The 26,776-nt window shown below is 37.2% G+C and carries 21 protein-coding genes and 1 tRNA gene; 18 read left to right on the top strand and 4 right to left on the bottom strand.

The genetic code is table 11. The annotated features are described in order from the left end of the window. The first annotated feature begins 72 nt into the window (after nt 1-72). Nucleotides 73-2,844, top strand: coding sequence for a bifunctional diguanylate cyclase/phosphodiesterase (locus tag BMY85_RS02150; RefSeq protein WP_092475773.1), 2,772 nt, complete (start codon nt 73-75; stop codon nt 2,842-2,844). Nucleotides 2,845-2,949: 105 nt separating this feature from the next. Here the strand turns inward: BMY85_RS02150 and BMY85_RS02145 are convergent. From BMY85_RS02145 to BMY85_RS02130, 4 genes are all read right to left on the bottom strand, one after another. Continuing rightward, nucleotides 2,950-3,033 (bottom strand) — tRNA-Leu (locus BMY85_RS02145). 86 nt (nt 3,034-3,119) lie between these two features. Beyond that, entirely contained in the window at nt 3,120-3,422 is a 303-nt protein-coding gene (locus BMY85_RS02140) for an AzlD domain-containing protein (protein WP_092475772.1), read from the bottom strand. After that, on the bottom strand, nt 3,415-4,122 hold the full coding sequence (locus BMY85_RS02135; RefSeq protein WP_092475769.1) for an AzlC family ABC transporter permease: 708 nt from the start codon (nt 4,120-4,122) through the stop codon (nt 3,415-3,417). The genes BMY85_RS02140 and BMY85_RS02135 overlap by 8 nt, the downstream gene beginning before the upstream one ends. A 32-nt stretch (nt 4,123-4,154) precedes the next feature. Further along, a complete protein-coding gene (locus BMY85_RS02130; RefSeq protein WP_092475766.1) occupies nt 4,155-5,048 on the bottom strand; it encodes a LysR family transcriptional regulator in 894 nt (297 codons plus the stop codon). Nucleotides 5,049-5,227: 179 nt separating this feature from the next. Between BMY85_RS02130 and BMY85_RS02125 the strand changes: the two genes are divergently transcribed. The 17 genes from BMY85_RS02125 to BMY85_RS02040 all read left to right on the top strand — a co-directional run bounded on the left by BMY85_RS02125 (nt 5,228) and on the right by BMY85_RS02040 (nt 26,756). Continuing rightward, complete coding sequence (locus BMY85_RS02125; RefSeq protein ID WP_092475763.1) at nt 5,228-6,163, top strand: M14 family metallopeptidase; 936 nt, start codon at nt 5,228-5,230, stop codon at nt 6,161-6,163. Further along, nucleotides 6,163-7,098, top strand: coding sequence for a M14 family metallopeptidase (locus tag BMY85_RS02120; RefSeq protein ID WP_092475760.1), 936 nt, complete (start codon nt 6,163-6,165; stop codon nt 7,096-7,098). Before BMY85_RS02125 ends, BMY85_RS02120 begins: the two co-directional genes overlap by 1 nt. A 32-nt stretch (nt 7,099-7,130) precedes the next feature. Beyond that, nucleotides 7,131-8,180, top strand: coding sequence for a peptidylprolyl isomerase (locus tag BMY85_RS02115; RefSeq protein WP_177180583.1), 1,050 nt, complete (start codon nt 7,131-7,133; stop codon nt 8,178-8,180). Between the two features lie 39 nt (nt 8,181-8,219). Beyond that, on the top strand, nt 8,220-9,431 hold the full coding sequence (locus BMY85_RS02110) for a peptidylprolyl isomerase (RefSeq protein WP_092475755.1): 1,212 nt from the start codon (nt 8,220-8,222) through the stop codon (nt 9,429-9,431). 251 nt (nt 9,432-9,682) lie between these two features. Next, on the top strand, nt 9,683-13,447 hold the full coding sequence (locus BMY85_RS02105) for a phosphoribosylformylglycinamidine synthase (protein WP_092475752.1): 3,765 nt from the start codon (nt 9,683-9,685) through the stop codon (nt 13,445-13,447). 280 nt (nt 13,448-13,727) lie between these two features. Further along, nucleotides 13,728-14,102: a hypothetical protein gene (locus tag BMY85_RS02100; RefSeq protein ID WP_092475749.1), complete on the top strand. Its 375-nt coding sequence runs from the start codon at nt 13,728-13,730 to the stop codon at nt 14,100-14,102. A gap of 90 nt (nt 14,103-14,192) precedes the next feature. Then, nucleotides 14,193-15,404: an RHS repeat domain-containing protein gene (locus BMY85_RS02095; protein ID WP_092475746.1), complete on the top strand. Its 1,212-nt coding sequence runs from the start codon at nt 14,193-14,195 to the stop codon at nt 15,402-15,404. A gap of 43 nt (nt 15,405-15,447) precedes the next feature. Further along, a complete protein-coding gene (locus tag BMY85_RS02090) occupies nt 15,448-15,669 on the top strand; it encodes a hypothetical protein (protein ID WP_092475743.1) in 222 nt (73 codons plus the stop codon). Between the two features lie 93 nt (nt 15,670-15,762). Beyond that, nucleotides 15,763-16,128 (top strand): hypothetical protein, encoded by a 366-nt coding sequence (locus BMY85_RS02085; RefSeq protein WP_092475740.1) that lies wholly within the window; start codon nt 15,763-15,765, stop codon nt 16,126-16,128. Between the two features lie 244 nt (nt 16,129-16,372). Continuing rightward, a complete protein-coding gene (locus BMY85_RS02080; RefSeq protein WP_092475737.1) occupies nt 16,373-18,097 on the top strand; it encodes an ABC transporter ATP-binding protein in 1,725 nt (574 codons plus the stop codon). 2 nt (nt 18,098-18,099) lie between these two features. Continuing rightward, nucleotides 18,100-19,857: an ABC transporter ATP-binding protein gene (locus BMY85_RS02075; RefSeq protein WP_092475735.1), complete on the top strand. Its 1,758-nt coding sequence runs from the start codon at nt 18,100-18,102 to the stop codon at nt 19,855-19,857. 113 nt (nt 19,858-19,970) lie between these two features. After that, entirely contained in the window at nt 19,971-20,840 is an 870-nt protein-coding gene (locus BMY85_RS02070) for a methionyl aminopeptidase (RefSeq protein ID WP_092475732.1), read from the top strand. Nucleotides 20,841-21,431: 591 nt separating this feature from the next. Continuing rightward, nucleotides 21,432-21,857, top strand: coding sequence for a hypothetical protein (locus BMY85_RS02060; protein ID WP_092475725.1), 426 nt, complete (start codon nt 21,432-21,434; stop codon nt 21,855-21,857). 92 nt (nt 21,858-21,949) lie between these two features. Continuing rightward, nucleotides 21,950-23,110 carry a hypothetical protein gene (locus tag BMY85_RS02055; RefSeq protein WP_092475722.1) on the top strand — a complete coding sequence of 387 codons (1,161 nt, stop codon included), beginning with the start codon at nt 21,950-21,952 and terminating at the stop codon, nt 23,108-23,110. 279 nt (nt 23,111-23,389) lie between these two features. Continuing rightward, complete coding sequence (locus BMY85_RS02050; protein WP_092475718.1) at nt 23,390-24,709, top strand: 5-bromo-4-chloroindolyl phosphate hydrolysis family protein; 1,320 nt, start codon at nt 23,390-23,392, stop codon at nt 24,707-24,709. A 17-nt stretch (nt 24,710-24,726) separates the two neighbouring features. After that, nucleotides 24,727-25,878 (top strand): toxic anion resistance protein, encoded by a 1,152-nt coding sequence (locus BMY85_RS02045; RefSeq protein ID WP_092475714.1) that lies wholly within the window; start codon nt 24,727-24,729, stop codon nt 25,876-25,878. Nucleotides 25,879-26,123: 245 nt separating this feature from the next. Further along, a complete protein-coding gene (locus tag BMY85_RS02040; RefSeq protein ID WP_177180582.1) occupies nt 26,124-26,756 on the top strand; it encodes an MBL fold metallo-hydrolase in 633 nt (210 codons plus the stop codon). Nucleotides 26,757-26,776: the final 20 nt, after the last annotated feature.

Raw genomic sequence — 26,776 nt, 5'->3', positions numbered from 1 at the left:
TGATATAATGAAACTAATTCAGAATGCAAAAAGCAATAAAAGAAACGATTCATATTAAGGAGTTTTGTTATCATGGAAGATGTACAAGGAGTAGGCGTTATAAGTAAGTATGGACTTGAGAAGTACAATGCTTTAATTGAGATGAACTGCTGCTGCTTCTTTGAATTTGATATGGAAGCAGATCGATTATCCTTTTCAAACAACATGGTAATTCCAGAACTAAGTGGAAAGGTGATTGAACATAGTACCTTTCAGATGTCCAGTATAATTGTGGATAGAGATGTTCCAATTGTTATTGAGTTTTTACACTTTGCAGGTGAGAATCCAATTGAATTCCGCCTTAAAGGGTTCGTGCAGAATGCAATCTGGTGTCAGGCAAGAGGTACCGCCATTAGAAATGAACAAAATGAGACGGTTGCTTTCGTAGGTTATATTATCAATATTGACCAGCAGAAACGGGAACGGGAAGAACAGACAGCAAGAAGCAGAATGGATTCGCTTACAGGAGTCTGGAACCAGTTTGCGGTGAAGGAGATCATTAATGGTGTTCTACATACAAGTGATTCAGATGACTGTCATGCCTTTATGATTTTGGATATTGCTGGCTTTGATGTGCTAAACCAGAAACTTGGATTTTTATTTGGAAATGTTGTATTAAATAATATTGCGGTAAACTTAAAAAAACGGATAACAGAGGGAGATGTTATAGGGCGTGTTGGAACAGATAAGTTTGTGCTCTTTCTAAAGAATATGGAATCTGTTTCTGAAGCTTATGAAAAGGCAGAACTTTTGTTAAAGGCTGTTCATGAAACATACGCAGGTGAAAATATTGAACAAAAGCTGTCATGCAATGTTGGTGTCAGTTTTTTCCCAAAACAGGGGACACAGTATATTGAACTGTTTTCCAAAGCGGACATTGCATTATATCAGGCAAAACAGAACGGAGAAGAAATAACGATATATCATAGAGACGGCCTGAAGCTTCCGAAGCTGGCAGAGGGGCAGCTGTATTATAATGAATATCATATCAAAGAGCTTGGTTCCTATAAGAAAAGCGAGGCAAATATGGAACTGGTTCATTTTGCTATGGAGCTTCTATCCAATACAAAAGATGTTGGAAGTGCAGTTAATATGCTTTTAGATAAGATAGGACGAAATTTTCTGGTCAGCAATGTATTTGTAGTGGAGCAGGAAAAGAAAAAAACAGGTATTTCTTATTCATGGAATTTTAAAGAGGGACTGGGAAAAAGTACTGCTTCACAGAAATACGTTGAAGAGCTTTTTGAACTGCTATCAAAGGCATCTGGCATGAGAAGAAGCTGTTATACAGATTTGGACATGGGCGTACGTGTGGAAGATGGTGGAACTATGCTTTTATGTGGTTTTTATGAAGAGGATCACTTAAAGGGATATGTATACATGGAGAGAAACAGTGGGTGCTTAAGATGGACGGAACAGGAAGTAGAGTCTTTTATGTTTATTACAAAGATTATTTCGTTCTATCTGTTAAAATTACGTAATTCAGAGAGGATTACAGAGAAGATGGAAATGGCAAAAAATTTTGATTCCCTGACAGGTTTGCCAACCGTTCATAAATTTCTGACTGATGCAGAAATTTTAGTTAAGGCATACAATACTACTAGATTTGCAATTGTGTCTATGGATATAAAAAATTTTAAATATATTAATGATTCTTTAGGGTATGATGCTGGAGACAGGCTGTTAAAAGAGTTTGCACAGTATTTGCGGGATACGTCTTACGGAAAGCAGATTTGTGCCAGATCCTCAGCAGATAATTTTGCTGTTTTAATGCCTTATGAAACGGCAGAGCAGCTAAAACTTCGCGTAATGAGTATTGTGGAATCCTTTAGTGAACAGCAGAACCGCAAGAATGTTGCGTTGAATATTGGTATTTCAGCAGGCATTTATATGTTAAAGGATAAAGAGAAAGATTTTATGGCGGCTATTGATAATGCTAACATTGCCCGTAAGTTAGTGAAAAATTCAAGCGTGGACAGCTGTGCGTTTTTTGATGACAATATGGAACGTGAGATAAAGAAAGAGCAGCAGATTATCAGCAATATGCATAGTGCACTGGACAATGAAGAGTTTCAAGTGTATTTGCAGCCTAAAATTAAGTTAGTAACAGGAAAAATCAGTGGTGCAGAGGCACTAGTCCGCTGGATGAGAAGGGATGGAACTATGTTGCCGCCAAATGATTTTGTTCCACTGTTTGAGAAAAATGGATTTATTGTAAAACTGGATTTTTACATTTATGAGCAGGTGTGTAAGCTTCTGCAGAAATGGAAAAAGAGCGGGGCTAAGATTGTTCCGATTTCGGTAAATGTATCAAGAGTACATTTGTATCACGATGATTTTTTAGATAAAGTATTACAACTGATACGTACCTATCAGGTAGAACCATGGATGATTGAGTTTGAACTTACAGAAAGCATTTTCCTCAATAACACAGTAACCGCTATCACAGTTATGAAAGAACTGAGAAAAATGGGATTTTGTGTTTCCATTGATGATTTCGGTGCTGGATATTCCTCACTGAACCTGTTGAAGGATATGAGGACAGATGTGTTAAAACTGGACAAAGAGTTTTTCCGTGCAGGAGAAATGAAAGAGGAAGAACGGATTATTGTTTCAAGTATTATAAGAATGGCGAAACAGCTCAATATGAAAGTGCTTTCGGAAGGGGTAGAAACACAGATGCAGTCTGATTTTCTTAAGACCGTAGAGTGTGATATGGCACAAGGATATTTATATGCTAAGCCATTGCCAGTAAAAGAATTTGAACTTCTGTTAAAATCCTATGAGGAAGTTTTGGAATCATAATAAAAGAACCAGGCTGCATTTTGGTAACCAGGCTCTTTTGTTTCTTAACAGGAAAAAAAGCCCTAACCCCACTAGCTATCTAGTAAAACTAAGACTTTTAAAACATGCAGTTGATGGGACTTGAACCCACACCCACGTACGTGGACATGAACCTGAATCATGCGCGTATGCCAATTCCGCCACAACTGCAGAATGAAAAAACGAATAAATCGTTTCAACACATATAAGAATAGCTAATTTTATCGCAAAAGTCAAGTCTAAATTCTGATAAATGCTTAAAAAAGAAAACCATACAGTAAGACTGTTACAATAGCAGCGATGGTAACAGTAAGCAGCCCTCGTCCAAAATAAGCAAAAATGAGAGCAACAATAGTGCCTAAAATAGCGGATGCCGTGTCTTTTGTGGAATAAAAAACATCTGGTATTGTCAGGGCACCAAGGATTGCAAAAGGCACATAATTTAAAAATGCATTTAAATAAGGCGATTTTACTTTCTTACGGATCAAGGTAATAGGAAGTACACGAAGTGCATAGGTTATGGCGGCCATAATGGCGATCATAATTAAAGTTCTAAGCATTTTCTTCTTCCTCCTTTGCTGGGTATAAATAAGCACCGATTCCAGAAGCTATCAGAGAAGTGATGATAACACGGAAACCAGTAGAAATCTTATGGAATGCAGGAATGTAGTACATAATCATATTTAAAATAATTGAGAACAGAACTATATATAATATAGGTCTGGATTTTTTAAGTGGTGGAATTACAATGGCAATAAACATGCCGTAGATGGCAATTCCCATGGAACTGCTTAAATACTCAGGCATTGCAGAACAGATAAGTGCACCCAGAACTGTTCCGCTAAGCCAGCCTGCAAGGGAAATCAGGATTAATCCCATCATGAAAGGAAAGGATAGAGAACCAGATTCCAAAGAGGCAACTCCAAAAACTTCGTCTGTAATTCCATAACCAATAAGCAGACGTTTTCTAGTAGGAATCTCTGATTTCAGCTTCTGGGAGAGGGAAATCGACATTAACGTGTACCTAAGATTAATAAAAAGTGTGGTTAATGCAATTTCCGCATATGTAGTGCCGTAAATCATGAGATTCATGGCAGCAAACTGACCGGCACCAGTCAAGTTTGAAATCGAGATTAAGACGGCAATCCAGATTGGGAAGCCGCCGTTTACTGTAAGTAAACCAAAAGTGAATGAAACGGAAAGATATCCTAGACAAATAGGAATTCCACGTTTTACACCATGCTTAAAGTCTTCAGTCATAGCTAAATACCCCTTTCTTCTTTTCTTGTCAATTATATTCTGTCTTTGAAAGATAAAGATTCTAAGAAATAGGATGCAGCAGCAGACAGTGGAAGCTGGCTGGAGTAGGCTGCGACTATTTTCCGTTTTGGCAGCCGTTCTTTGATTTGGATTACTTTTAAATCGTTCGTATCAGGTTTTATGCAAAAATCAGGTACAAAAGCGATACCAAGTCCAATCTTTGCTAAATCAATTAATAAGTCATTGCTGCTTAATTCAATAGCAGGTATCAGATCAAGCTGGTTCTGTAAGAAAATAGAGTGTAAAAACTGGCTTGTAGTTGAGTTTTTGCCTAGCATCAGAATTGGATAGCTTTGCAGTTTCGTTAAGTTCATGTTTAGACTGATGTCGGTAAAGTAGTTTGTATTCACAAGGAATACATCTTGAAATTCGTGAATGGTTTTTACATTTTCTAAGGAGTTCAACTTGGAGTTTGGAGTATTCGCAATGATTAAATCAACTTGGTTGGTTTCTAATAAATCTACACAGTTCAAAGAAGTTTCATTGATGATTTTAATGTGGACGTTAGGATAGCGGTTATGAAAAGATTTAAAAAAAGGAACTAAGTAGTAACGGCAAATGGTATCACTAGCACCGATACGCAATTGGCCGCCATTTAAAGTATGACCTTCAATAATCTGATTTTCACCACGGCTAATTAAGTTTATGGCAGGTTCAATGTGTTTAAAGAGGAGTTCCCCTTCTTTTGTGAGTTTTACTTTCTTTGTACTACGGACAAATAAGGTTTGATCAAGTCGTTTTTCCAGTGTCTTAATGGATTGGCTTACTGCTGACTGGGATATGTATAATTCCTTGGAAGCCTCGGAAAAACTAAGTGTTCGGGCTACAAAATAGAATACTTTGTATAATTCATAATTTATATCCATATATTCATCTCCATTTATAAGGTTGACTTATGGAAACATCTTAACACATTTATGGGAAAGATACAATCAAAAGAACACAAATTTATCACATTGTTTTGATAAAATTGGTTTGTTTGACAGTACCATATCTGTGGGGTATAATATTTTCGTGATGCACTTATTTGAAAGGAAGAGGAAATATGGTGAAAACTGTTGTTTCTGTTGGACTGCCAGTAGGTGAAGTTTTAACGCTTAAGAAAAATACCTTACAGCCTATTAAGGCAAGTGGACATGAAAAACGAATCTGTATTGTTAGCGGTATTCATGGAGATGAATTAGAGGGACAATATGTGTGCTATGAATTAGTAAGACGAATACAGGACAGCTTAGAAAGTTTAAAAGGTATTGTAGATATCTACCCTTGTATGAATCCGTTAGGAATAGAATCCATATCCAGAGGAATTCCTACGTTTGATATTGATATGAACCGGTGTTTTCCAGGTTATAAAAATGGAGATTTAGTAGAATATGTTGCATCTTGTATTGTTGAGGATGTAGAAGGTGCGGATTTATGTATTGACTTACATGCTAGTGATATTTTTATTCGAGAGATACCACAAGTTCGTATTCGCCATGAGCATATAGAAAAGCTTTTTGAATATGCAATGGAACTGAATGTAGATTTTATATGGGCTTATGAGTCAAAAACGGTAAAAGACGCAACTTTAACCCATTCTCTGAATCAAAAAGGAGTTCCGACTTTAGCCATTGAAATGGGCGTAGGAATGCGGATTGCAAAAGATTTTGGAGATCAGATTGTGGATGGACTGCTTCATGTTATGAAAAAACTGGGTATCTGGGATGGACAGGTAAGTCCAATTCGTAAACCTATTATTTCAACAGATGGAGAAGTGGAGATGATTCACGCTGAGGCGGCAGGAATTTTTGTTCCTTACATAGAGCATTGGAAGGGAATTAAAGCAGGCGATCTTGTAGGTAAAATTATTGACCCATTAGAGGGAACAGTAAAACAGATGATTGCTGCACCAGTCAGCGGAATGGTGTTTTCGCTTAGAGAGTATCCTGTAGTGTATGAAGGATCTTTGATAGCAAGAATATTAGGAGGTGCATCCTAATGTTAAAAGAAGAGATATTTACTTTGAAAGCGCCTTATAGGCAGGATATGACCATATATGGATATTCCTTTGGAAAAGGTGAAGATGCAGCTTGTATCGTTGGTGCCACCAGAGGAAATGAAGTGCAGCAGCTTTATGCCTGCTCACAGCTTGTAAAGACACTTACAGTGTTGGAACGGAAGGGTGGAATTGTATCGAATAACCGGATACTAGTCATTCCATCTGTAAACCATTTTTCAATGAATATTGAAAAAAGATTCTGGGCGTTAGATAATTCAGATATAAATAAGATGTTTCCAGGCAACAGCAGTGGGGAGACAACGGATAGAATTGCAGCAGGTGTGTTTGAGAAGGTAAAAGGATTTAACTATGGAATCCAGTTTGCCAGTTTTCATACACCAGGTGAATTTATTCCTCATGTTCGGCTTATGGAGACGGGGGTGGAGAACTCAAGTCTTGCCAATTTGTTTGGTTTGCCATTTGTTGTGTTAAGGAAGCCGGAACCATTTGATTACGGGACATTAAATTATAACTGGCAAGTATCAGGAACCAGTGCGTTTTCTGTATACACCAGTTCAACTGATGTAATTGACGAAGCAAGTGCTTCCCAGTCTGTTGCGTCGGTGCTCCGTTTTTTAAAGAGAATGGGAATTATCAAGTTTAACTGCCACAATGGCTATATTGCATCAATTATTGAGGAAGATGCACTAATGCCAGTCAGGGTAGATGTATCGGGAATTTACCGCAGATTTAAGAACCCTGGTGATGAGGTGAAGTTTGGTGATGTGTTAGCAGAAGTTGCAGATCCAATGGAAGGAGAAGTGATTTCGCAGATATTAGCACCAAGTGATGGTGTAATATTCTTTACACACACGAAACCTCTGGTTATGCAGAACTGTATTGTGTATCAGTTATTACGCAGAATGCACGTGTAACCGGATTTAAGTTTGCAATGAAAGGAGTTATTGTGTCTTTTAAGAAAAAAATCAGTTATGTTCTCATACTTGCATTATGCCTGCTTCAGATTACAGGCTGTAAAAAGAAAGCAGACAGACCGGATAATTCGAGTGTAGAGGTATTTACGATAAATAGACAGCAGGTTTTTCTCGATCAGGTGTTATATAAGGTTTGGGAAAGTGAACAAGAGAATTCTTACTATAGCAGGGATTATCAGAAACAGTATGGAGAGGCATATTGGGATAGTGAAATTATCAAGGGCACAACCGTTCGAGAAAATTTAAAAGAACAGCTTTATGATGACATTATCCGAGATGTTTTGCTTTACCAGAAAGCGGTAGAGGAAGGCTATGTACTGACAAAAAACCAGAAAGATATCTGTCACGAACAAGCAGATGTGGAGTGGAAAGATATGTCTTCGGATGTAAAGAAGGCAATTGGTGCTTCCAAAAGCTTGCTGATACGTATAAAGGAAGAAAAAAGCTTAATTGATCAGTTTTTTTCAGATAAATTAAATGACTGTCAGGCAGATGAAAAGAAAATCAGGGCCACAATTTCGCAAGAGGATTATAAAGAGATTGACATTCAGACCATAGGATATTATAAATATCTTTATAGTGAAGATGGTTCAGAGACTAAGAAAAGTAAGGAAGAGAATCAGATGGGGAAGGAAAGCCTTCTGGCAATTGCAGATAAAGCAAAGAAGGCAGAAGATTTTGATGAACTTCTAACCGATGATTCTGAACCGCTTGAAACAGAATCGTTAAGTATTATTCCAGGTGAAACGGCCTGCGATAAGAAGATTCAGGATACAGTAATGACAATGAAACCTGGAGAGGTTTCTGATGTAATAGAAACGGATACAGGATATTTTATTGTTCAGGTATTAGACAATACTTCCAGTGATGCATATGAAGAGGCAGTAGCAGATGCCGTAAAGCATGAAAAGTACAAGCAGTTTGATGAGTATTTCGCTACGCTTAAAAAAGATGCCGATATTAAAACTACGAAACAGTGGGATAATGTCCAGGTTGGAGGTACTGTGATAAAAGAATCCTGATATCTTGGGATGAAAATAATAAGAATGGAGAGAAAACACATGGAAACGAATAAAACTACATTACAGAATTCTGATGTAGATGGAAAGAAAAATTTAAAAACAATGGAAAAGGAAAGAAAACCATTGAATATAACAGCACTTATTATGTGTTCAATTGGTGTGATTCTTGTTATTGCTATGGTAGCTGGTGTTGCATTGGAAAATTTCAGGCCACGTGTTGCAATGACAATCAGCAAAGAAAAAGTTACTATGGGTGATGTTATGTATTATCTGTATACAACAGAAATGCAAGGCAATTATATGGATTCTATGTATCGTCAGTTCTATGGACAGAGCTACTGGGACATGCAGGACGAACAGACAGGCCTTACTTACAGAGATAGTGCAAAACAGCAGGCTGAACAGACAATTGAGCAATACAACATTTTATATAGAGAAGCTGTAAAAGCTGGCTATAAAGTAACAAAAGAGGATACGAAGAAAGCCCAAAAAGATGTAAAACAGATTCGTAAGAATTTAACGTTTGAGCAGAAAAACAAAACTGGCTTTACGAAAGGCGCTTTACAAAAAGCATTAGAGAAAAAATACGTTGCTGACCGTTTCAAAAAAGATACCATTGACGGATTCGATATTGATGACAAGAAAATCAGAGATGGTGTTAAGAAAGCAGATTTCAGACAGTATGATGTACAATATTATTCTATTCCAACACAGACTCAGAATGACAAAAACGAAACAGTTGATGTAGATAAGAAAACGTTAGAAACTTATAAAGCTGAGTTGGAAGAACTTGCAAACCGTGCAAAGACAGAAGATTTCGATTCTTTAACTCCAGAAGCTGTTAAGATCACAAAAGAAGCAAATTCACCTTCTTCCGATGAGTCAAAAGACGAATCAGATAAGTCAAAAGATGAAAACAAGGATAAAGAGAAATACAAATCAAACTTTACAACAAATGGTAAATTTGTTGCAGGGGATGGTACATTTACTACAGAAGTAGAAAATGTTCTTAAAAAAATGAAGAACGGCGAAGTATCTCAGGTAATTGAAGGACAGGGTTACTTATATCTTGTAAAAATGGTAAACAACAACGATGACGAAGCGTATGAGACAGAAGTAAAGAACCAGATTACAACAGAAGAAAACAAACAATTTGATACATGGTATCAGGATGTATTTAAAAAATACACAGTATCTATTAACTCTAAAGTCTGGGATGGAGTTAAGATTGGTGATATTACAGCGAAATAAGAGACTTGTGTTATAGCTGATAGCAGAGGCTCCTGTGAATGGAATTAAAGTTCTGTTCACGGGAGTTTTTTGATTTATGGAGAATTCCGTTACACTCCATTTGTTACGTAATATTATGCAGAAGTTAGAAAAGTGCATTTATTATATTAGCAGAACTAATATTATAAATTATAATTATTTATTTTATTAATAAAAGAAATTGTGTTAAGATAAACGAAAGAATAGAAATGGTGTCTGGAAAGGAGCTATTTATGAGTACAGTAAGAAGAATTTATGTAGAGAAGAAACCTGAATATGCGGTTCATGCGAAAGAATTAAAAGGAGAATTAAGGACTTATCTTGATTTAAAAGAACTGGAAAATGTTCGTGTATTAGTTCGTTATGATATTGAAAATTTAAGTGAAGAAACCTATCAGAAGGCATTAGGCATTGTATTTTCAGAACCTCCTGTTGATATATTATTTGAAGAAACAGTTACAAAGAATGATATGGATAAGACATTTTCCGTGGAATACCTTCCAGGACAGTTTGATCAGAGAGCTGACTCTGCTGAGCAGTGTGTAAAATTATTAAAAGAAACAGAAGAACCAATTATCCGTTCCGCTACTACATATATCCTGTCTGGAGCCATTTCGGATGCGGATTTAGAACGTGTAAAAGCATACTGTATCAACCCGGTAGATTCCAGAGAGACTGATGAGGTGAAACCAGAAACCTTAGTACAGAAGTTTGAAGAGCCAGAAGATGTTATTATCTTTGATGGTTTTAAAGATATGGAAGAGTCCAAATTAAAAGAACTTTATGATTCGTTAGGACTTGCTATGACATTCAAGGATTTCCTTCATATTCAGAACTATTTTAATGGAGAAGAAAAACGGGATCCATCTATGACAGAAATCCGTGTATTAGATACTTACTGGTCGGATCACTGCCGTCATACCACATTTTTAACAGAACTTAAGAATGTAACATTTGAAGATGGTTATTATTACAAACCTATCAAAGCTTCTTATGATGATTACAAAGCAAAGCATGATGAAATCTTCAAAGGAAGAGACGATAAATATGTATCGTTAATGGATATTGCTTTGCTTGCAATGCGTCAGTTAAAGAAAGATGGCAAGCTTGCAGATATGGAAGAATCGGACGAAATCAATGCTTGTTCTATCGTAGTACCGGTTGAAATTGATGGAAAGGAAGAAGAATGGTTAGTATTCTTTAAAAATGAAACACACAACCATCCAACAGAGATTGAACCATTTGGTGGTGCAGCTACTTGTCTTGGTGGTGCGATACGTGATCCATTGTCAGGACGTGGCTATGTTTATCAGGCAATGCGTGTAACAGGTGCTGCGGATCCTACGAAATCTTTAAAAGAAACATTAGAAGGAAAACTTCCACAGAAGAAAATTGTAAAAGGTGCTGCAAGTGGTTATAGTTCTTATGGAAACCAGATTGGTTTAGCAACTGGATTAGTAAATGAAGTCTATCATCCAAACTATGTGGCTAAGAGAATGGAAATCGGTGCGGTTATGGGTGCGGCACCAAGAAGAAATGTAATTCGTGAAAACTCTGATCCGGGTGATATTATTATTTTATTAGGTGGAAGAACAGGACGTGACGGCTGTGGTGGTGCAACTGGTTCTTCCAAATCCCATACAACAGAATCTATCCATACCTGTGGTGCAGAAGTGCAGAAAGGAAATGCACCTACCGAACGTAAAATCCAGAGATTATTCCGTAGAGAAGAAGTCAGTTCGATTATAAAAAAATGTAATGACTTTGGTGCAGGTGGGGTATCGGTTGCCATTGGTGAGTTAGCTGCTGGTTTGCAGATTGATTTAGACAAAGTACCGAAAAAATATGCTGGTCTGGATGGAACAGAATTAGCGATTTCAGAATCTCAAGAGAGAATGGCTATTGTAGTCGATCCAAAAGATGTGGATACATTACTTGGCTACGCCGAAGAAGAAAACTTAGAAGCAGTTTGTGTTGCCGTTGTAACAGAAGAACCTAGATTGGTATTATCCTGGAGAGGCAAAGAAATCGTAAATATCAGCCGTGCATTCCTAGATACCAATGGTGCACATCAGGAGACAGATGTTGTAGTTTCAATGCCAGATGAAAAAGCAAACTACTTTAGTCAAACAGCAGATGTAGCGGATTTCAAAGAAGCATGGTTAAAGAATTTAAGCGACTTAAATGTCTGCTCACAAAAAGGTTTAGTAGAAATGTTTGACAGTTCCATTGGAGCTGCAACGGTTACTATGCCTTATGGTGGAAAATATCAGTTGACACCAACTCAGACTATGATTGCAAAACTTCCAGTGTTAAAAGGAAAATGTGATACCGTAACCATGATGAGTTATGGAATGGATCCATATTTATCTAGCTGGAGTCCATACCATGGTTCCGTATATGCAGTGGTATCTTCTATTGCAAAAATAGTTGCATCTGGCGGGGATATGACAAAAATCCGTTTCACATTCCAGGAATATTTTGAACGCCTTGGAGAAGATCCCAAACGCTGGGGTGTTCCAATGGCAGCACTATTAGGTGCATATGAAGCCCAGATGAAATTTGGTCTTCCATCTATCGGCGGAAAAGACAGTATGTCTGGAACCTTTAACGATATTGATGTGCCTCCAACACTTTGCTCCTTTGCAGTAGATGTTGCAGAAGTTGGGGATGTGGTAACACCTGAATTAAAGCAGGCTGGCAACAGAATTGTAGTAATCGAAATTGAAACAGATGAATTTGACTTACCAGATTATGAAATGGTAATGGATTTATATGCAAAATTAACTAAGCTAGGAAAAGAAAAAGTGCTGGTATCCGAATATGCAGTAGGCTTTGGCGGAATTGCAGAAGCAATCAGTAAAATGGCATTCGGTAACAAACTTGGTGTGGACATGTGTCCTAAGTTTGACAAAGCAAAATTCTTTGCACCATTATACGGTGCAATCGTAGCAGAAGTAGCAGAAGCAGATCTTGCGAAACTTGATAAAGCAGGAGTTAAATATACAAAAGTAGCAAAAGTAAAAGAAGAAGCTTCGTTCACATGTGGCGATGTAACTATTACCATGGAGGAAGCTATTGCAGCCTGGACAAAGACATTAGAAAAAGTATTCCCAACGGTATCGGATGTAGAACAAAAAGAAGTGAAGATTGACACATTTGATGCAAAAACGGTTTATACAGCAAAAAATAAAATTGCAAAACCTAAGGTATTTATTCCTGTATTTCCAGGTACCAACTGTGAGTACGATACAGCAAAAGCATTTGAAGCGGCTGGAGCAGAAGTAGAAACGGTTGTATTTAAGAACATGAATGCACAGAATATCATTGATTCTGTCAATGCATTTGAAGCGGCAATTAAATCCTCTCAGATGATAATGTTCCCAGGAGGATTCAGTGCTGGTGATGAACCAGACGGTTCTGCAAAATTCATTGCTTCTGTATTCCGTAATGTGAAGATGAAAGAAGCAGTCAATGATTTAATCAAACAAAGAGATGGTCTGGTACTTGGTATTTGTAATGGATTCCAGGCATTAATCAAATTAGGTCTTGTACCTTATGGTGAAATCACTGATATTCAGGAAGATACACCAACTCTTACAACAAACAGCATTGGCCGTCATATTTCCAAATCGGTATATACAAAGGTTATGACGAACAAATCTCCTTGGTTACAATTAGCGGAACTTGGCGGAGTGTATTCCATTCCTGCCTCTCATGGAGAAGGACGTTTCGTTGCCAATGATGAATGGCTTAAAAAATTAATTGCCAATGGCCAGGTTGCAACCCAGTATGTAGATGCCAATGGCAATGCTACGATGGATGAAGCATTTAATCCGAATGGTTCTTATATGGCAATTGAAGGGATTGTCAGCCCAGACGGACGTGTACTTGGTAAGATGGCTCATTCTGAACGTCGTGGAGATGGAGTTGCATTAAATATTTATGGAGATCAGAATCAGAGGATATTTGAATCTGGAGTGAAGTATTTTAAATAATAGATTGTAGAATTCATTTATGCTAAAAGCGGCTACAAACGAAGGGGGACTTTGTTTGTAGCTGTTTTTTGATTTAATCTTACCCCCCTTGTTCTAATCTTAGCAATTGTGGTACTATATTACGGACAAGAATCTTTAAGGAGGTACCAAAGCGAAAAAACTGCTAGTATATTTGAAGGATTACAAAAAAAAATGCCTGTTAGGTCCGTTATTTTTTTATTTGAAAAAAATTTGAAATCCTTGAAAATAGAAAAGGCAGTTAGGCTTTACACCACCCATAATGAAAAGGAGAATTTGCAATGAAATTAAAGTTAATGAGGAAAAGTCTGTTCATACAACCAATCAAGAAAAAATTGACAATACAACTTTTTCAGACACGTATTTAAAAACATGCTACTCGGATCTTGCCTATACGGTTTATAAGATGGGGAAGGGGAAAGACATTTCCTTATATAGTGGCAAAGTGGATGCTGTCAGATACCTGCCTGAACCAGTTGAGGCTGATGTACTGGTAAATGGAACCAGTCTTACCTATACATACAGCTGTAATCAAAAGAAAGCAAAGGAAACATACCAGTTAAAAAACAGTGGTGATATTGTTGAGATTCAGAAAAACGGAAAGAAACGATTGTATACTTACGATCAGAAAAGATAGCTTACCTGTGTAGAAGATGAAAAATCAGGCGTAAAATATGGATACCAATATGATGAAATAGGAAACTTAATTAAGAAAGAAGCCTACGGATTGAAAAACGAAGGCACAACTGGTTTATTGGAACAGAAAACATATCATTATGATAAGGAATACCCAGACCGAATGATTCAATTTGATAATAACACCATTAAATATGATGAATTGGGCAATCCTACTCATTATGGGAAATGGACAATGGAGTGGGAACAAGGCAGAAAATTAGTTGAACTATCCTCTGGCACGGATAATATAATACGATATAAATATGATGATAGGAATCGTATTGCAAAAATTGTCAACGGAATAGAAACTAGTTACCAGTACATTGGCGGAAAAGTTTATAAGCAATGGGATAAAAAGAACAACATGATCTTCCATATGGATCGAAACTGTGATTATCTAGGATTTACATTAAATGGCCAAAAATATCAATATGTAAAAAATTTATTAGGTGATGTAATAGCAGTCGAAGATGTAAATGGAAAAAATATCTGCAGTTATGAATATGATCCATGGGGCAATTGTGTGATTACTGGTGATATGCAAATTGGGTGCATGAATCCAATTCGTTATCGAGGATATTATTTTGACAATGAAACCGGGTTTTATTATTTAGGCAGCCGTTACTATAATCCAGAAACAGAAAGATTTATCAATGCTGATGAATATTCCCTTTGCATTGATAATAACCAGAATATGTATAAGTATTGTGAAAATAATCCAATGTACTATATAGATAGTAAAGGTTTCTTTGCAATGCAGAATTCGCATGTGATTGAATATGTGAAAGATCAAGTGTATTATTACATTAATAATAAGGTGGATAATATACCTACGGATGTTAAATATTTAATTGCAACAGTTGACGGCGAAGCTGAGGGCGAAAATGGTTATTGTAGGAAAGCAGTTGCTTGTGCGATCGTAAACCGATGTCAGCAACGGTATTTTAGCGACGGAAGTTTTCAAGATACTGTATCGAGGGCGTCTCAATACTCGTCTTACAAGGGACCATTGTATCAAAAGTGCATGCGTTATTTGAATAGCAGAGATGGAAGCAGCCAGCTTTATGAGAATATCATTACGACTAGTTTAAAAGTGGCATATCGAATAGTAAGTGATTCAACATCCGATAGAGTGTTGTTTTATTCGCCACAAAGCATGGAAGATGGATTACCACCAAAAACATGGAATTTTAGCAAACTGAAAGAAGTTACTGTAAATGGAGTAGATAAAAATAAATTTCGATTTTTTAATTTAAATTAAAGTAATTGTATACTAGGGTGCTTGATAAGGAGCGATGAGGAGAATGAAAAGGAAAACAAATATATTATTAATGTTGTTATTAACAATAATTCTTTATAGCTGTAAGAATAATAATAGTACAACTATGAAAAATGTACCTGCTGATAATACAGTTCAGCCAACAACTACGGAACCTGTAACGGAAGCTCCAAAAAAATCAAATCATACAGAATGGAAAATAGTAGAAAGTAAAAAACATTATTGTGTTGAAAGGATGGGGCTTTGAGAATACAATGATTATTATCAGTGTAAAATATATGATGATAATAAAGTAATAATTCATAGAGAAATTATTGGACCACTGAAACAGCCGCCTGATGTGAGCATCTCAAATAACACAGTAGATATTCATTTTGGTTATGGAACAAATGCATATTGTGATAAATATATAAACTATAAAGAGGATTTACAATCTGTCTGGTTTGATAATATTCGTGGGAAAGGTCAATATCATGTTCTAGCAGTTGATGGCGATTGGAAAGACGGTTCAAATACAAAATTAGTAGTGAAAGATATGTATATTCAACATCAGGAAAAAGAATATCCATTTCCACATATTTTGGATGGATGTGAAATAACAAAATGTGAGTTCAGAAAGAATGACACAGAAATCTATATTGAATATACAGATAAAGATACCCAGAAAACCGAGAATAGAACATTAAAACTGAAAGATTTCAGATGAGGAATTCCAATTTTATGTATTAGGCAACGATAGTAAGCCAATCTATACCGAAATATATGGTTCATGTGCAATTTAGCCAGTAATGAGTGAGGACAATGGCACAGTAGATATTCATATAGGTGCTGGAACTGGTACATCCAGTTGGAAGCCTGATTAATGCGTATTACAGGTTTTACCCCCCTTGTTCTAATCTTAGCAATTGTGGTACTATATTACGGATGAGAATCTTTAAGGAGGTACCAAAGTGAAAAAACTGCTAGTATATTTGAAGGATTACAAAAAAGAATGTCTGTTAGGTCCGTTATTTAAACTGCTAGAAGCATCATTTGAATTGCTGGTTCCACTTGTCATGGCCGCAATTATTGATACAGGAATCGGGAACCACGATAAATCATATATAATAAAAATGGGAGGAGTACTGGTGTTGCTTGGCATTGTCGGGTTAGCTAGTGCCATTACTGCCCAGTATTTCGCAGCGAAGGCAGCAGTAGGATTTTCCACGAAACTTCGTTATGCATTATTTGAACATATACAGTCCCTATCCTTTACAGAACTGGATACCATCGGGACTTCTACGTTAATCACACGAATGACCAGTGATATTAATCAAGTCCAGTCAGGAGTGAATATGTTCCTTCGTCTGTTTTTAAGATCGCCATTTATCGTATTCGGAGCTATGATTATGGCGTTTACCGTAAATGTAAAGGCAGCACTTATCTTTGTCGTAACGATTCCTGCATTGGCATTTATCGTATTCGGCATTATGAGAATTACGATTCCACTTTACAAAAAAGTGCAGACAAGCCTAGACCGTGTACTAGGAAAGACAAGAGAGAATCTTACAGGGGTTCGTGTTATTCGTGCTTTTAATAAACAGGAAAACGAAATTGCCCAGTTTGATGAGCAGAATCAGACATTAACCAGCTGGCAGATCTTTGTAGGAAGAATTTCAGCTCTGACCAATCCCCTCACTTTTATCCTTGTAAATCTGGCCACAGCAGCAATTTTATGGACGGGAGCCATTCAGGTTCATACAGGCATTATTAAGCAGGGAGAACTGATTGCCCTTGTAAATTATATGTCACAGATTTTAGTGGAACTTGTAAAGCTGGCAAATCTGATTATTTTAGTTACCAAAGCGTTAGCCTGTGCCAATCGTATAGAGGGTATTTTGTCAACGGAATCCTCAATGATTCAGAATGGCGTGGATAAAATGGAAGAAACGGAAGATATTATTGTGGAATTTGACCATGTAAGCCTAAAATATAAGGGTGCAGGTGGAGAGTCTTTAACAGACGTTACGTTTCAGGTTCGCAGAGGAGAAACCATAGGAATTATTGGTGGTACAGGTTCGGGAAAATCCTCTCTTGTCAATCTGATTCCAAGATTCTATGATGTAACCAGTGGAGAAGTCCGTATGAATGGAAAAAACGTACAATCTTATCCGTTAAAGATACTTCGAGAACAAATAGGAATCGTGCTGCAGAAAGCCGTTTTATTTAAAGGAACCATAAGGGAAAATCTTTTATGGGGAAAAGGGGATGCAACGGAAGAAGAACTAATGGAAGCCATTGAAGCTTCTCAGTCAAAAGAATTTGTAGAGCAAAAAGCTGGCAAATTAGACTTCTTTATTGAGCAGAATGGAAGGAATCTTTCAGGTGGGCAAAAACAGCGTCTTACTATCGCACGTGCCCTTGTAAGAAAACCAGAGATTCTCATTTTAGATGATAGTGCCTCAGCCTTGGATTTTGCAACAGATGCCAGACTGCGAAAAGCGATAAGAAGCCTGCAAAAACAGATGACCGTATTTATTGTGTCACAGCGTGCGGCATCCATTCAGTTTGCGGATAAGATTGTGGTACTGGACGATGGATGTGTAGCTGGCATTGGAACTCACGACGAACTGCTTGCAGATTGCAGTGTGTATCAGGAAATTTACTATTCCCAGTTTCCAAAGGAGGCGAACTAGCAATGGATAAAAAAATGGAAAAGACCTCACAGAAGGCTACATTAAAAAAAGTACTACACTATGTGAAAAGATACTGGCCATTTTTGCTTCTATCCCTTGTTTTTGCAGCCGTTTCGGTAGTGTTTGGTTTGTATCTGCCTATTCTTACAGGAAATGCAGTGGATCAGGTAATAGGAAAAGGTGCGGTGGATTTTGCGGCATTGCTTGTAATACTAAAGAGAATGGTTGTCGTAATTGGAATTACAGCATTGGCACAGTGGATTATGAATGTATGTAATAATAGGATTACTTACAAGGTTGTACAGGATATAAGGGCAGAAGCCATTCGCAAAATAGAAATCCTGCCACTGAATTATCTGGATACGAAATCCTCTGGAGAAATCGTGAGCCGTGTTATTGCAGATGTAGATCAGTTTGCAGATGGCCTGCTTATGGGGTTTACCCAGCTATTTACCGGTATTATTACGATAATCGGTACCTTAGCATTTATGGTATCTGTCAATGTTACAATAACGCTGGTAGTAGTAGTGATTACACCGGTTTCCCTTGTGGTAGCCAGTAAAATTGCCAAAAGCACATACGCTATGTTTAAACTCCAGTCGGAAACTAGAGGAGAGCAGACGGCTTATATTGATGAAATGATCGGAAATCAGAAAGTAGTGCAGGCTTACTCTCAGGAAGAAGAAACATTGGAAAAATTTAGTGAAATTAATGAACGTCTGCAGAAATGTTCTCTTCGTGCTATTTTTTATTCGTCATTAGTGAATCCAAGTACGAGGTTTGTAAACAGTCTTGTATACACAGGTGTAGGAATAACCGGTGCATTTTCTGTAATACGGGGTGGATTATCAGTAGGTCAGCTTTCCTGTTTCTTAAGTTATGCGAACCAGTATACCAAACCATTTAATGAAATATCAGGGGTGGTAACGGAACTTCAGAATGCTTTAGCCTGTGCTGCAAGGATATTTGAATTAATGGAAGAAGAGCCAGAACTGCCAGAAACAGAAGAAGTGAAGGTGCTTACCCATGTCAAAGGAAATGTAACATTAGAGCATGTGGATTTTTCTTATGTACCAGAACGTAAAGTAATTGAAAACCTGAATTTAGAAGTGAAACCAGGACAAAGAGTTGCCATTGTTGGTCCGACAGGATGTGGAAAAACAACGGTAATTAATCTTTTGATGCGTTTTTATGATGTGAATCGGGGGGCAGTCAAAGTGGAGGATAGGGATATCCGAGATGTGACGAGAAAAAGTCTTCGTGCCAGTTATGGAATGGTTTTACAGGAAACCTGGTTAAAAGAGGGAACCATTCGTGAAAATCTGGTTATGGGAAAACCAGATGCCACAGAGGAAGAAGTACAGGCAGCAGCAAAAGCATCCCATGCCCATAGTTTTATCAAACGTCTTCCAAATGGATATGATACAGTTATTTCAGAAGATGGAGGCAATCTGTCACAGGGACAGAAACAGCTTTTATGTATTGCCAGAGTGATGCTTTGCCTGCCACCTATGCTCATTCTTGACGAAGCTACCTCATCAATAGATACCAGAACAGAAAGTAAGATACAAGAAGCATTTGCAAGGATGATGGAGGGAAGAACCAGTTTTATCGTTGCCCACCGTTTATCAACCATTCGTGAAGCCGATATTATATTAGTCATGAAAGATGGTTCGATTATGGAACAGGGAAATCATGAAACTTTGTTAAAACAGAATGGATTTTATGCGAATTTATATAATAGTCAGTTTCAGACATAATCCATATGCTGTCTGGTAAAATTTCTCCCTGGAAATCTTGTATTCACAAAAAACAGGTGGTATACTGAACATGATTCTAAGACTATAAAGAAACAGAAAGAGATGGAATTACAATGAAAATTGGACGTAATGATCCTTGCTGGTGTGGCAGTCATAAGAAATACAAAAACTGCCATTTGGCATTTGATGAGAAATTAAAAGCGTATGAGGAACAAGGTGCAATTGTTCCAACTCATGATATTATCCGTACTCCAGAACAAATCGAAGGAATTCGTAAAGCGGGCGAAATCAATACGAAGGTTCTTGATAAGGTAGAGCAGTATGTAAAAGAAGGTGTTACCACAGAGGAATTAGATAAAATTGTCCATGATTATACATTGGAGTTAGGTGGAATACCAGCCTGTTTAGGATACTGTGGATATCCAAAGAGTGTATGTACTTCTATTAATGAAGTGGTATGTCATGGAATCCCAGATCCAAATCGTATATTAAAAAGCGGTGACATTATAAATATTGACTGTACAACCATTTACAACGGCTATTATGGGGATGCTTCCCGTATGTACTGTATCGGGGATGTAGATCCTAAGGTTCGTAAGCTTGTAGAAGTTACCAAGGAATGTTTAGAGCTTGGTCTGAAAGAAGCAAAACCATACAGTTTCTTAGGGGATATTGGTTATGTGATTAACGAACATGCTACCAAGCATGGATTTACAGTCGTTCGTGATATCTGTGGGCATGGCTGTGGTGTGGATTTCCATGAAGAACCATATGTAAGCCATATCGGAAACCGTGGAGAGGACATGCTTCTTGTGCCAGGCATGACTTTTACTATTGAACCTATGATTAACATGGGCGTTGCTGAATATTATGAAGATGAGGAAGATGGCTGGACGATTTCCACTGCAGATGGATTGCCTTCTGCACAGTGGGAATATACCATTTTAATAACGGAGACTGGTGCAGAAATCCTGTCTCGATAGAAGAATTAAGGTGTATGGTTTAATTGCTGGAAGAAGTGGAATCATACACCTTTATTCTGTCCGAAATGACAAAAGAAGCACAAAAATATGCGGATGGCTTTATAAAAGAATATGACAGCATGGACTGGAAGCCAAGCAGTGTAAACATATACACCAATAAAGAAGGAGAATACTTAAGATTCAACTGTCTCAGGATCAAAAGCTTTCATGATAGTATCTGCTGCTCTATACTTTCTTTTTGACGTTCAATTTTCTTAGCCACTGGTATAGTTCCTTCCATAAATCATTATTAAAAAGAGAAGAAAAATCAATAGTTTTTTTGATTTACACAATTTAGTTTACACTCTCGACGATCCTGAATTTTACTATTGTGACTGGGCAGCAGGGAATGAATATGAAGCAAGACCATGCTGGACTTTTTATTTAAGCAATGACTTAAGTAAGGAGCTTAACCAGCGGACATTTGCCATGGTAGACTGCATTACTGGAGAAGTGGAATTTGTAAGCGGGAGATAAAAAAGGTTGACATTTGCTAATAAATAGAATAAACTATAACAGATTGTTAAAAAAATATCAGAATGGAGGAGCATAATGAAAAAAGCAGGAAAGCCGATTGCTTTTGGTATGTTGATTGCAGCAATGGCGATTAGTGGAGCAAAGACAAGTACGGTAAAGGCTTCTAATAACATTAATCTATATTATACATATGGAGCACCATCCAGTGATAACCAGTTAATAAGTTATGGTGTGTATAAGTCTCTTGGTAAAGATTATGTAATACTGCATGTGCCTACATTTCATGTAACCTATACTGGACCTTACGTTGCGATAACTACAACACCAAGACTGAATATGACAAGCTTTAATTCTGCTATTACTGGTTATCGGAATGTTCAATATGTAAATGGAGCGTCTGTAAGAGTAGGGAAATATATAGGAGCAACCTCCCAGTTATATAATTACAATGGACAAAGAAGTGTTGCCATATATGGAGAGATTCGAGAAGGAAATGGCTGATAGACAGCATTTTGAGCCACTAGTCAGGTGGCTTTTTTCATGTTATAAAAGGAACTTTATGTTAGGAGATAGAAGGTGTGAGGAGAATGGAGATGCGAAAGAAAACTGGTCTGATATTGCTTCTGTTTTTGTTGACAGGCCTGACAGCCTGTGCAAAAGTACCAGAGAATAAACAGGTAAAGCAAACTGGAAAAGTAACTAGTCAATCGGACAATATCCAGATGGATACATTAAGCAAAGTATTGGAACAGGCAAAAAAGTATAAAGAAATAACGTGTGACAATTTATATTTTGAACAGGAGTTTGAAGTAAATAAGCCAGAGGAGATAGGACTGCTTGCATTCAAACAGAAAGAACATTTTCATAAAGATGGAATGGAAATTTTAAGAAAATTTATAGGTAAGATTAATCCAGAAGCAATTGAGGACAAAAACTTTACGATACCTGGTTTGCAATATATAGATAAAAAGGATGGAAAATCATTTTCTATAGAAAATAATGGTTTTTTATTTTTTGGAACAGAAGAGGCAGATAAATGGCTTTCAATTCCAGATGAATCAGGCGAATACACACGAATAGACCAGATAAGCCTGGACAGTGCTTATGAAGAAGAAACCTACCAGTGGAAAGGAACTACGTTAAAGCTGTCCGAAATGACAGAAGAAGCACAAAAATATGCGGATGGCTTTACAAAAGAATATGACAGCATGGACTGGAAGCCAAGCAGTGTAAACATATACACCAATAAAGAAGGAGAATACTTCTTTGAATATCTGTTTACAAAATCCTATAAGGGAGTACATCTCTTTTACGGAGACTATCGGTATTCCATGAAGTATATGAAAGAATTGTATGTATCTGTAATGCAGCCCTTTCTAGTACTGGATTCATCAAAAGAAATGATGATTATAGATAACTTGCCAGGAATCATGGACTATGTGGAAACGAAAAAAAACTATGACAAGATTCTTACATTGGAAAGTGCCGCAAAGTGTTTATCCAATAAACTATCTTCTTATAAAGCCTATAATGTATACCATGCCAATCTGGAGTACCGTCTTGTGCGGACGAAAGGAGGGGAAGTAGACGATCCTGGATTTTACTATTGTGACTGGGCAGCAGGGAATGAATATGAAGCAAGACCATGCTGGACTTTTTATTTAAGCAATGACTTAAGCAAGGAGCTTAACCAGCGGACATTTGCCATGGTAGACTGCATTACTGGAGAAGTGGAATTTGTAAGCGGGAGATAAAAAACAGCAGCATTAAGCTGTGGACTTGCCATTTTACCAGGATATGTGATATACGCCTTTTGGCAATATAGAACATGTTTTATGTGATACGGCTGCAGAAATGGATAAAGGAGCATTAAAGAAAATAAAATAGCATTACAACTGCGTTTGTCTATTCGGTTCTCTGAATTTATAAACGCAGTTTTTTGATACCAAGAGGTATTTTCCTACTTACTGTTTGTTATTTTCTTTGCAATAAGGTATAATTGTGAAAGATAGTTACTGAATCAGGAGGTAAGCATGAATAGGAAAAATATGGGAGAGTATCTGAAAGAAGCGAAACATGCTGTGGAAGATGCGGTTAGTACTGGAGATTACCGAGAGTTGAGTAATAGATTAGGATATCTGGCAGAGGATGCAATTGATGAATTGAATCAAGCTGTTGGGACATTCTGTGGTAACAATAAAAAAAATAATGGAAACCAGAAGCGGAATACGCCACCGTCTCAGAAGGAAAAAAGAGAAAACCATTATTACACAGGAGCGGGACAGCCTGGAGAGACTGCCTGGGGCATTAGATTTTATCGTCAGCAGAAAGAAAAGTGGAACAGAAGAAAACAGAAAAAGCAAAGACGTGATGACTGCAGAAATGATACGGTATATGTACCAAAGGTGAAAGTAAAGGGCCGGGTTTCCAGTGTTTTGTATACGGTTTTTGGTACGATTGGAACGACAGGGTTTGGAATTACTGCATTAATTATGTTTGCTATATTGGCAGGGCGAAGCTTTGCGGATGATCAGATAAAGCTTTTGACAGAAGTATTTTCAGCCGTAACAGCGATCAGTTTTATTATGCTTGGGATAGGAATAAAGCAAGGTAAATTCGTAAACCGTTTTGGCATTTACCAGTCGCTGCTTAGCAAAAAGAACGTATGTGAAGTAAAAAGAATGGCTGAGTATGTCAATAAACCAGAAAAGTTTGTAATAAAAGAATTGAAGAAAATGATGGCATTCCAGATGTTTTGTGAAGCACATTTTGATGAGAATAAAAGATATTTTATGCTTGGAGATGAAATCTATGAACAATATAAACAGGCAGAAAAAGGGTATCACGAACGTACTATGGAACATAAACAGGAGGAAACCGATACGAAAAAGAAAGCAGATTCTGTTGTAAATGAAGAACTGGAAACTGCCATTCGGGAAGGACATTCTTATATTCAGCAGATACAAAGAGCCAATGAGCATATTCCAGGAGAAGAAATCAGCAGAAAATTAGGCCGTTTAGAGGACTTGATTGGGAAAATTTTTATCTGTGTGGAAAAACATCCAGAAAAATTGTCCGAGATTCGGAAATTTATGCAGTATTATCTTCCAATAACCATGAAACTTGTGAATGCGTATAAAGAATTTGATTCACAATCTATTCAAGGAGATACTATCAGAAATTCAAAGCAGGAGATTGAAAATACGTTAGATACGATTGATCTGGCATTTGAAAAACTATTGGACAGTTTGTATGAAGATGAGGCGATGGAAGTCTCTTCCGATATATCTGTGCTAAAAACATTATTTGCACAAGAAGGATTAACCAAAAAGGATTTTGAGATGAACAAGTAGTGGATAGGAGGAGTAATATGAGTGATGAATTTGACATGGAAGTCCAGGCACCAACCTTGACATTTGAGCCATTTAGTGCTGAACCAGAACCAAAACAGGAGGTTGCTGCAGAACTGGAAGCTGAAAAGCCGGTATTTGAGGAAGCAAGCCTGACACCAGAAGAAAAGAAAATGGTAGATGATTTTGCAAAACAGATTCAGTTAAGCAATAGCAATATGATTTTACAATATGGTGCAGGAGCACAAAAAAAGATTGCGGATTTTTCAGAGTCTGCCCTTAATAATGTAAAATCGAAGGATCTAGGCGAAATAGGGGAAATGCTTACTGATGTTGTAACTAATTTAAAGAGCTTTGAAATTAAAGAAGAGAAAGGAAAGTTTCTGGGATTTTTTAAAGGTAAGGCCAATAAGCTAGAGGCATTAAAAACGAAATACAACAGTGCTGAGAAAAATGTGAACCAGATCTGTTCTGCGTTAGAAGCACATCAGGTACAGCTTTTAAAAGATATTGCAATGTTAGATAAAATGTATGAAATTAATAAGACATATTTTAAAGAACTGTCTATGTACATTTTAGCAGGAAAGAAAAAGCTTCAGGAGGTACAGACAACTGAGCTTCCTATGCTAGCAGAAAAGGCACAGCGTTCTGGCTTGCCAGAGGATGCTCAGGCAGTCAACGATTTGACAAGTCTTTGCAGCCGTTTTGAAAAGAAAATCCATGACTTGGAGCTTACCAGAATGATCAGCATTCAGATGGCACCTCAGATTCGTCTGGTACAGGGCAATGACACGTTAATGAGTGAGAAAATCCAGTCTACCATTGTGAATACAATTCCATTATGGAAAAGCCAGATGGTGTTAGCATTAGGGGTTACTCATTCAGAGCAGGCAGCAAGAGCGCAGAGAGAAGTTACCGATATGACCAATGAACTGCTTCGTAAAAATGCAGAGACGCTTAAGATAGCTACTATTGAAACTGCAAAAGAGAGTGAACGTGGTGTGGTGGATATGGAAACCTTAAAGATTACCAATGAGTCTTTAATATCCACTTTAGATGAAGTAATTCGTATTCAGACAGAGGGAAAACAAAAGAGAAGAGAAGCAGAAGCTGAGCTTAACCGGATGGAAGCAGAGTTAAAGGCGAAATTGCTGAATTTAAATGCACATTAATATACCGTTTTAAAGGGAAAAGTAAGCAGGTGGAGTCAGATTCTGCTTACTTTTTTTGACGTATGTATTGAATTAAGTCCTCTTTGAGACTTGGAAAGTCAAGAGCTTCCTTGCAGTTATTTTAACATGACTAGAAATAGAAAGATAGTAAAAAAGTTTTTGCTATCAGCATTTGTAAATCTGTTTGGCTAATGCTATAATGGATTAGAATTTTTGCGTACAGGCTTAATAAAGGAGGTCGTTTTGTGACAGTCGAGAGGATAGCATGTGGTCATGTAAACTGTTTTGTTGTGCAAGACGGTGACGACGCAATTTTAGTAGATACAGGTACGGTAAAGTTCCGAGATAAAGTCGAGAAAGCATGCGAACAAGTTAATTTAAGCTTAATTGTTCTGACGCATGGACATTGGGATCAGGTTCAGAATGCACAGTATTTATCGAAAAAATACCATGTACCCATTGCGATACATAAGCTGGATTATCCACTCACAAAAGACAATTTTATAGAACCTTTGTATGCACATTCCTTTATGGGAAAAGTCCTGTTATGGATAGTAAAAGGAAGAATGAAGAAAGAAACAATGGAACCGTTTCCTTGTACTGTTTTTTTAAAAGAAGGAATGGATTTAAAGGAATATGGAGTAGACGCAACCGTAATCCGTTTAGCTGGCCATACCAAAGGGTCCATTGGGCTAAAGGCAGGGAGAAAAGATTTTATAGTTGGAGATGCACTTATGCATTTTGGAAAACCATCTATTTCAAAGATTTACTGGAATTATGAAAAAACGAAACAGAGTGCACAGATTATAAGCCAAAGTGGAGAACGAAAGATACATTTTGGCCATGGAAGAAGTGTTACAAACCGTTTTTGGAAATAGAAGAGGGAACAAAAAAATGG

This window comes from [Clostridium] polysaccharolyticum (genome assembly GCF_900111595.1).
Taxonomy (GTDB): domain Bacteria; phylum Bacillota; class Clostridia; order Lachnospirales; family Lachnospiraceae; genus Clostridium_AI; species Clostridium_AI polysaccharolyticum.
This window is presented reverse-complemented; position numbering and strand designations above follow the sequence as displayed.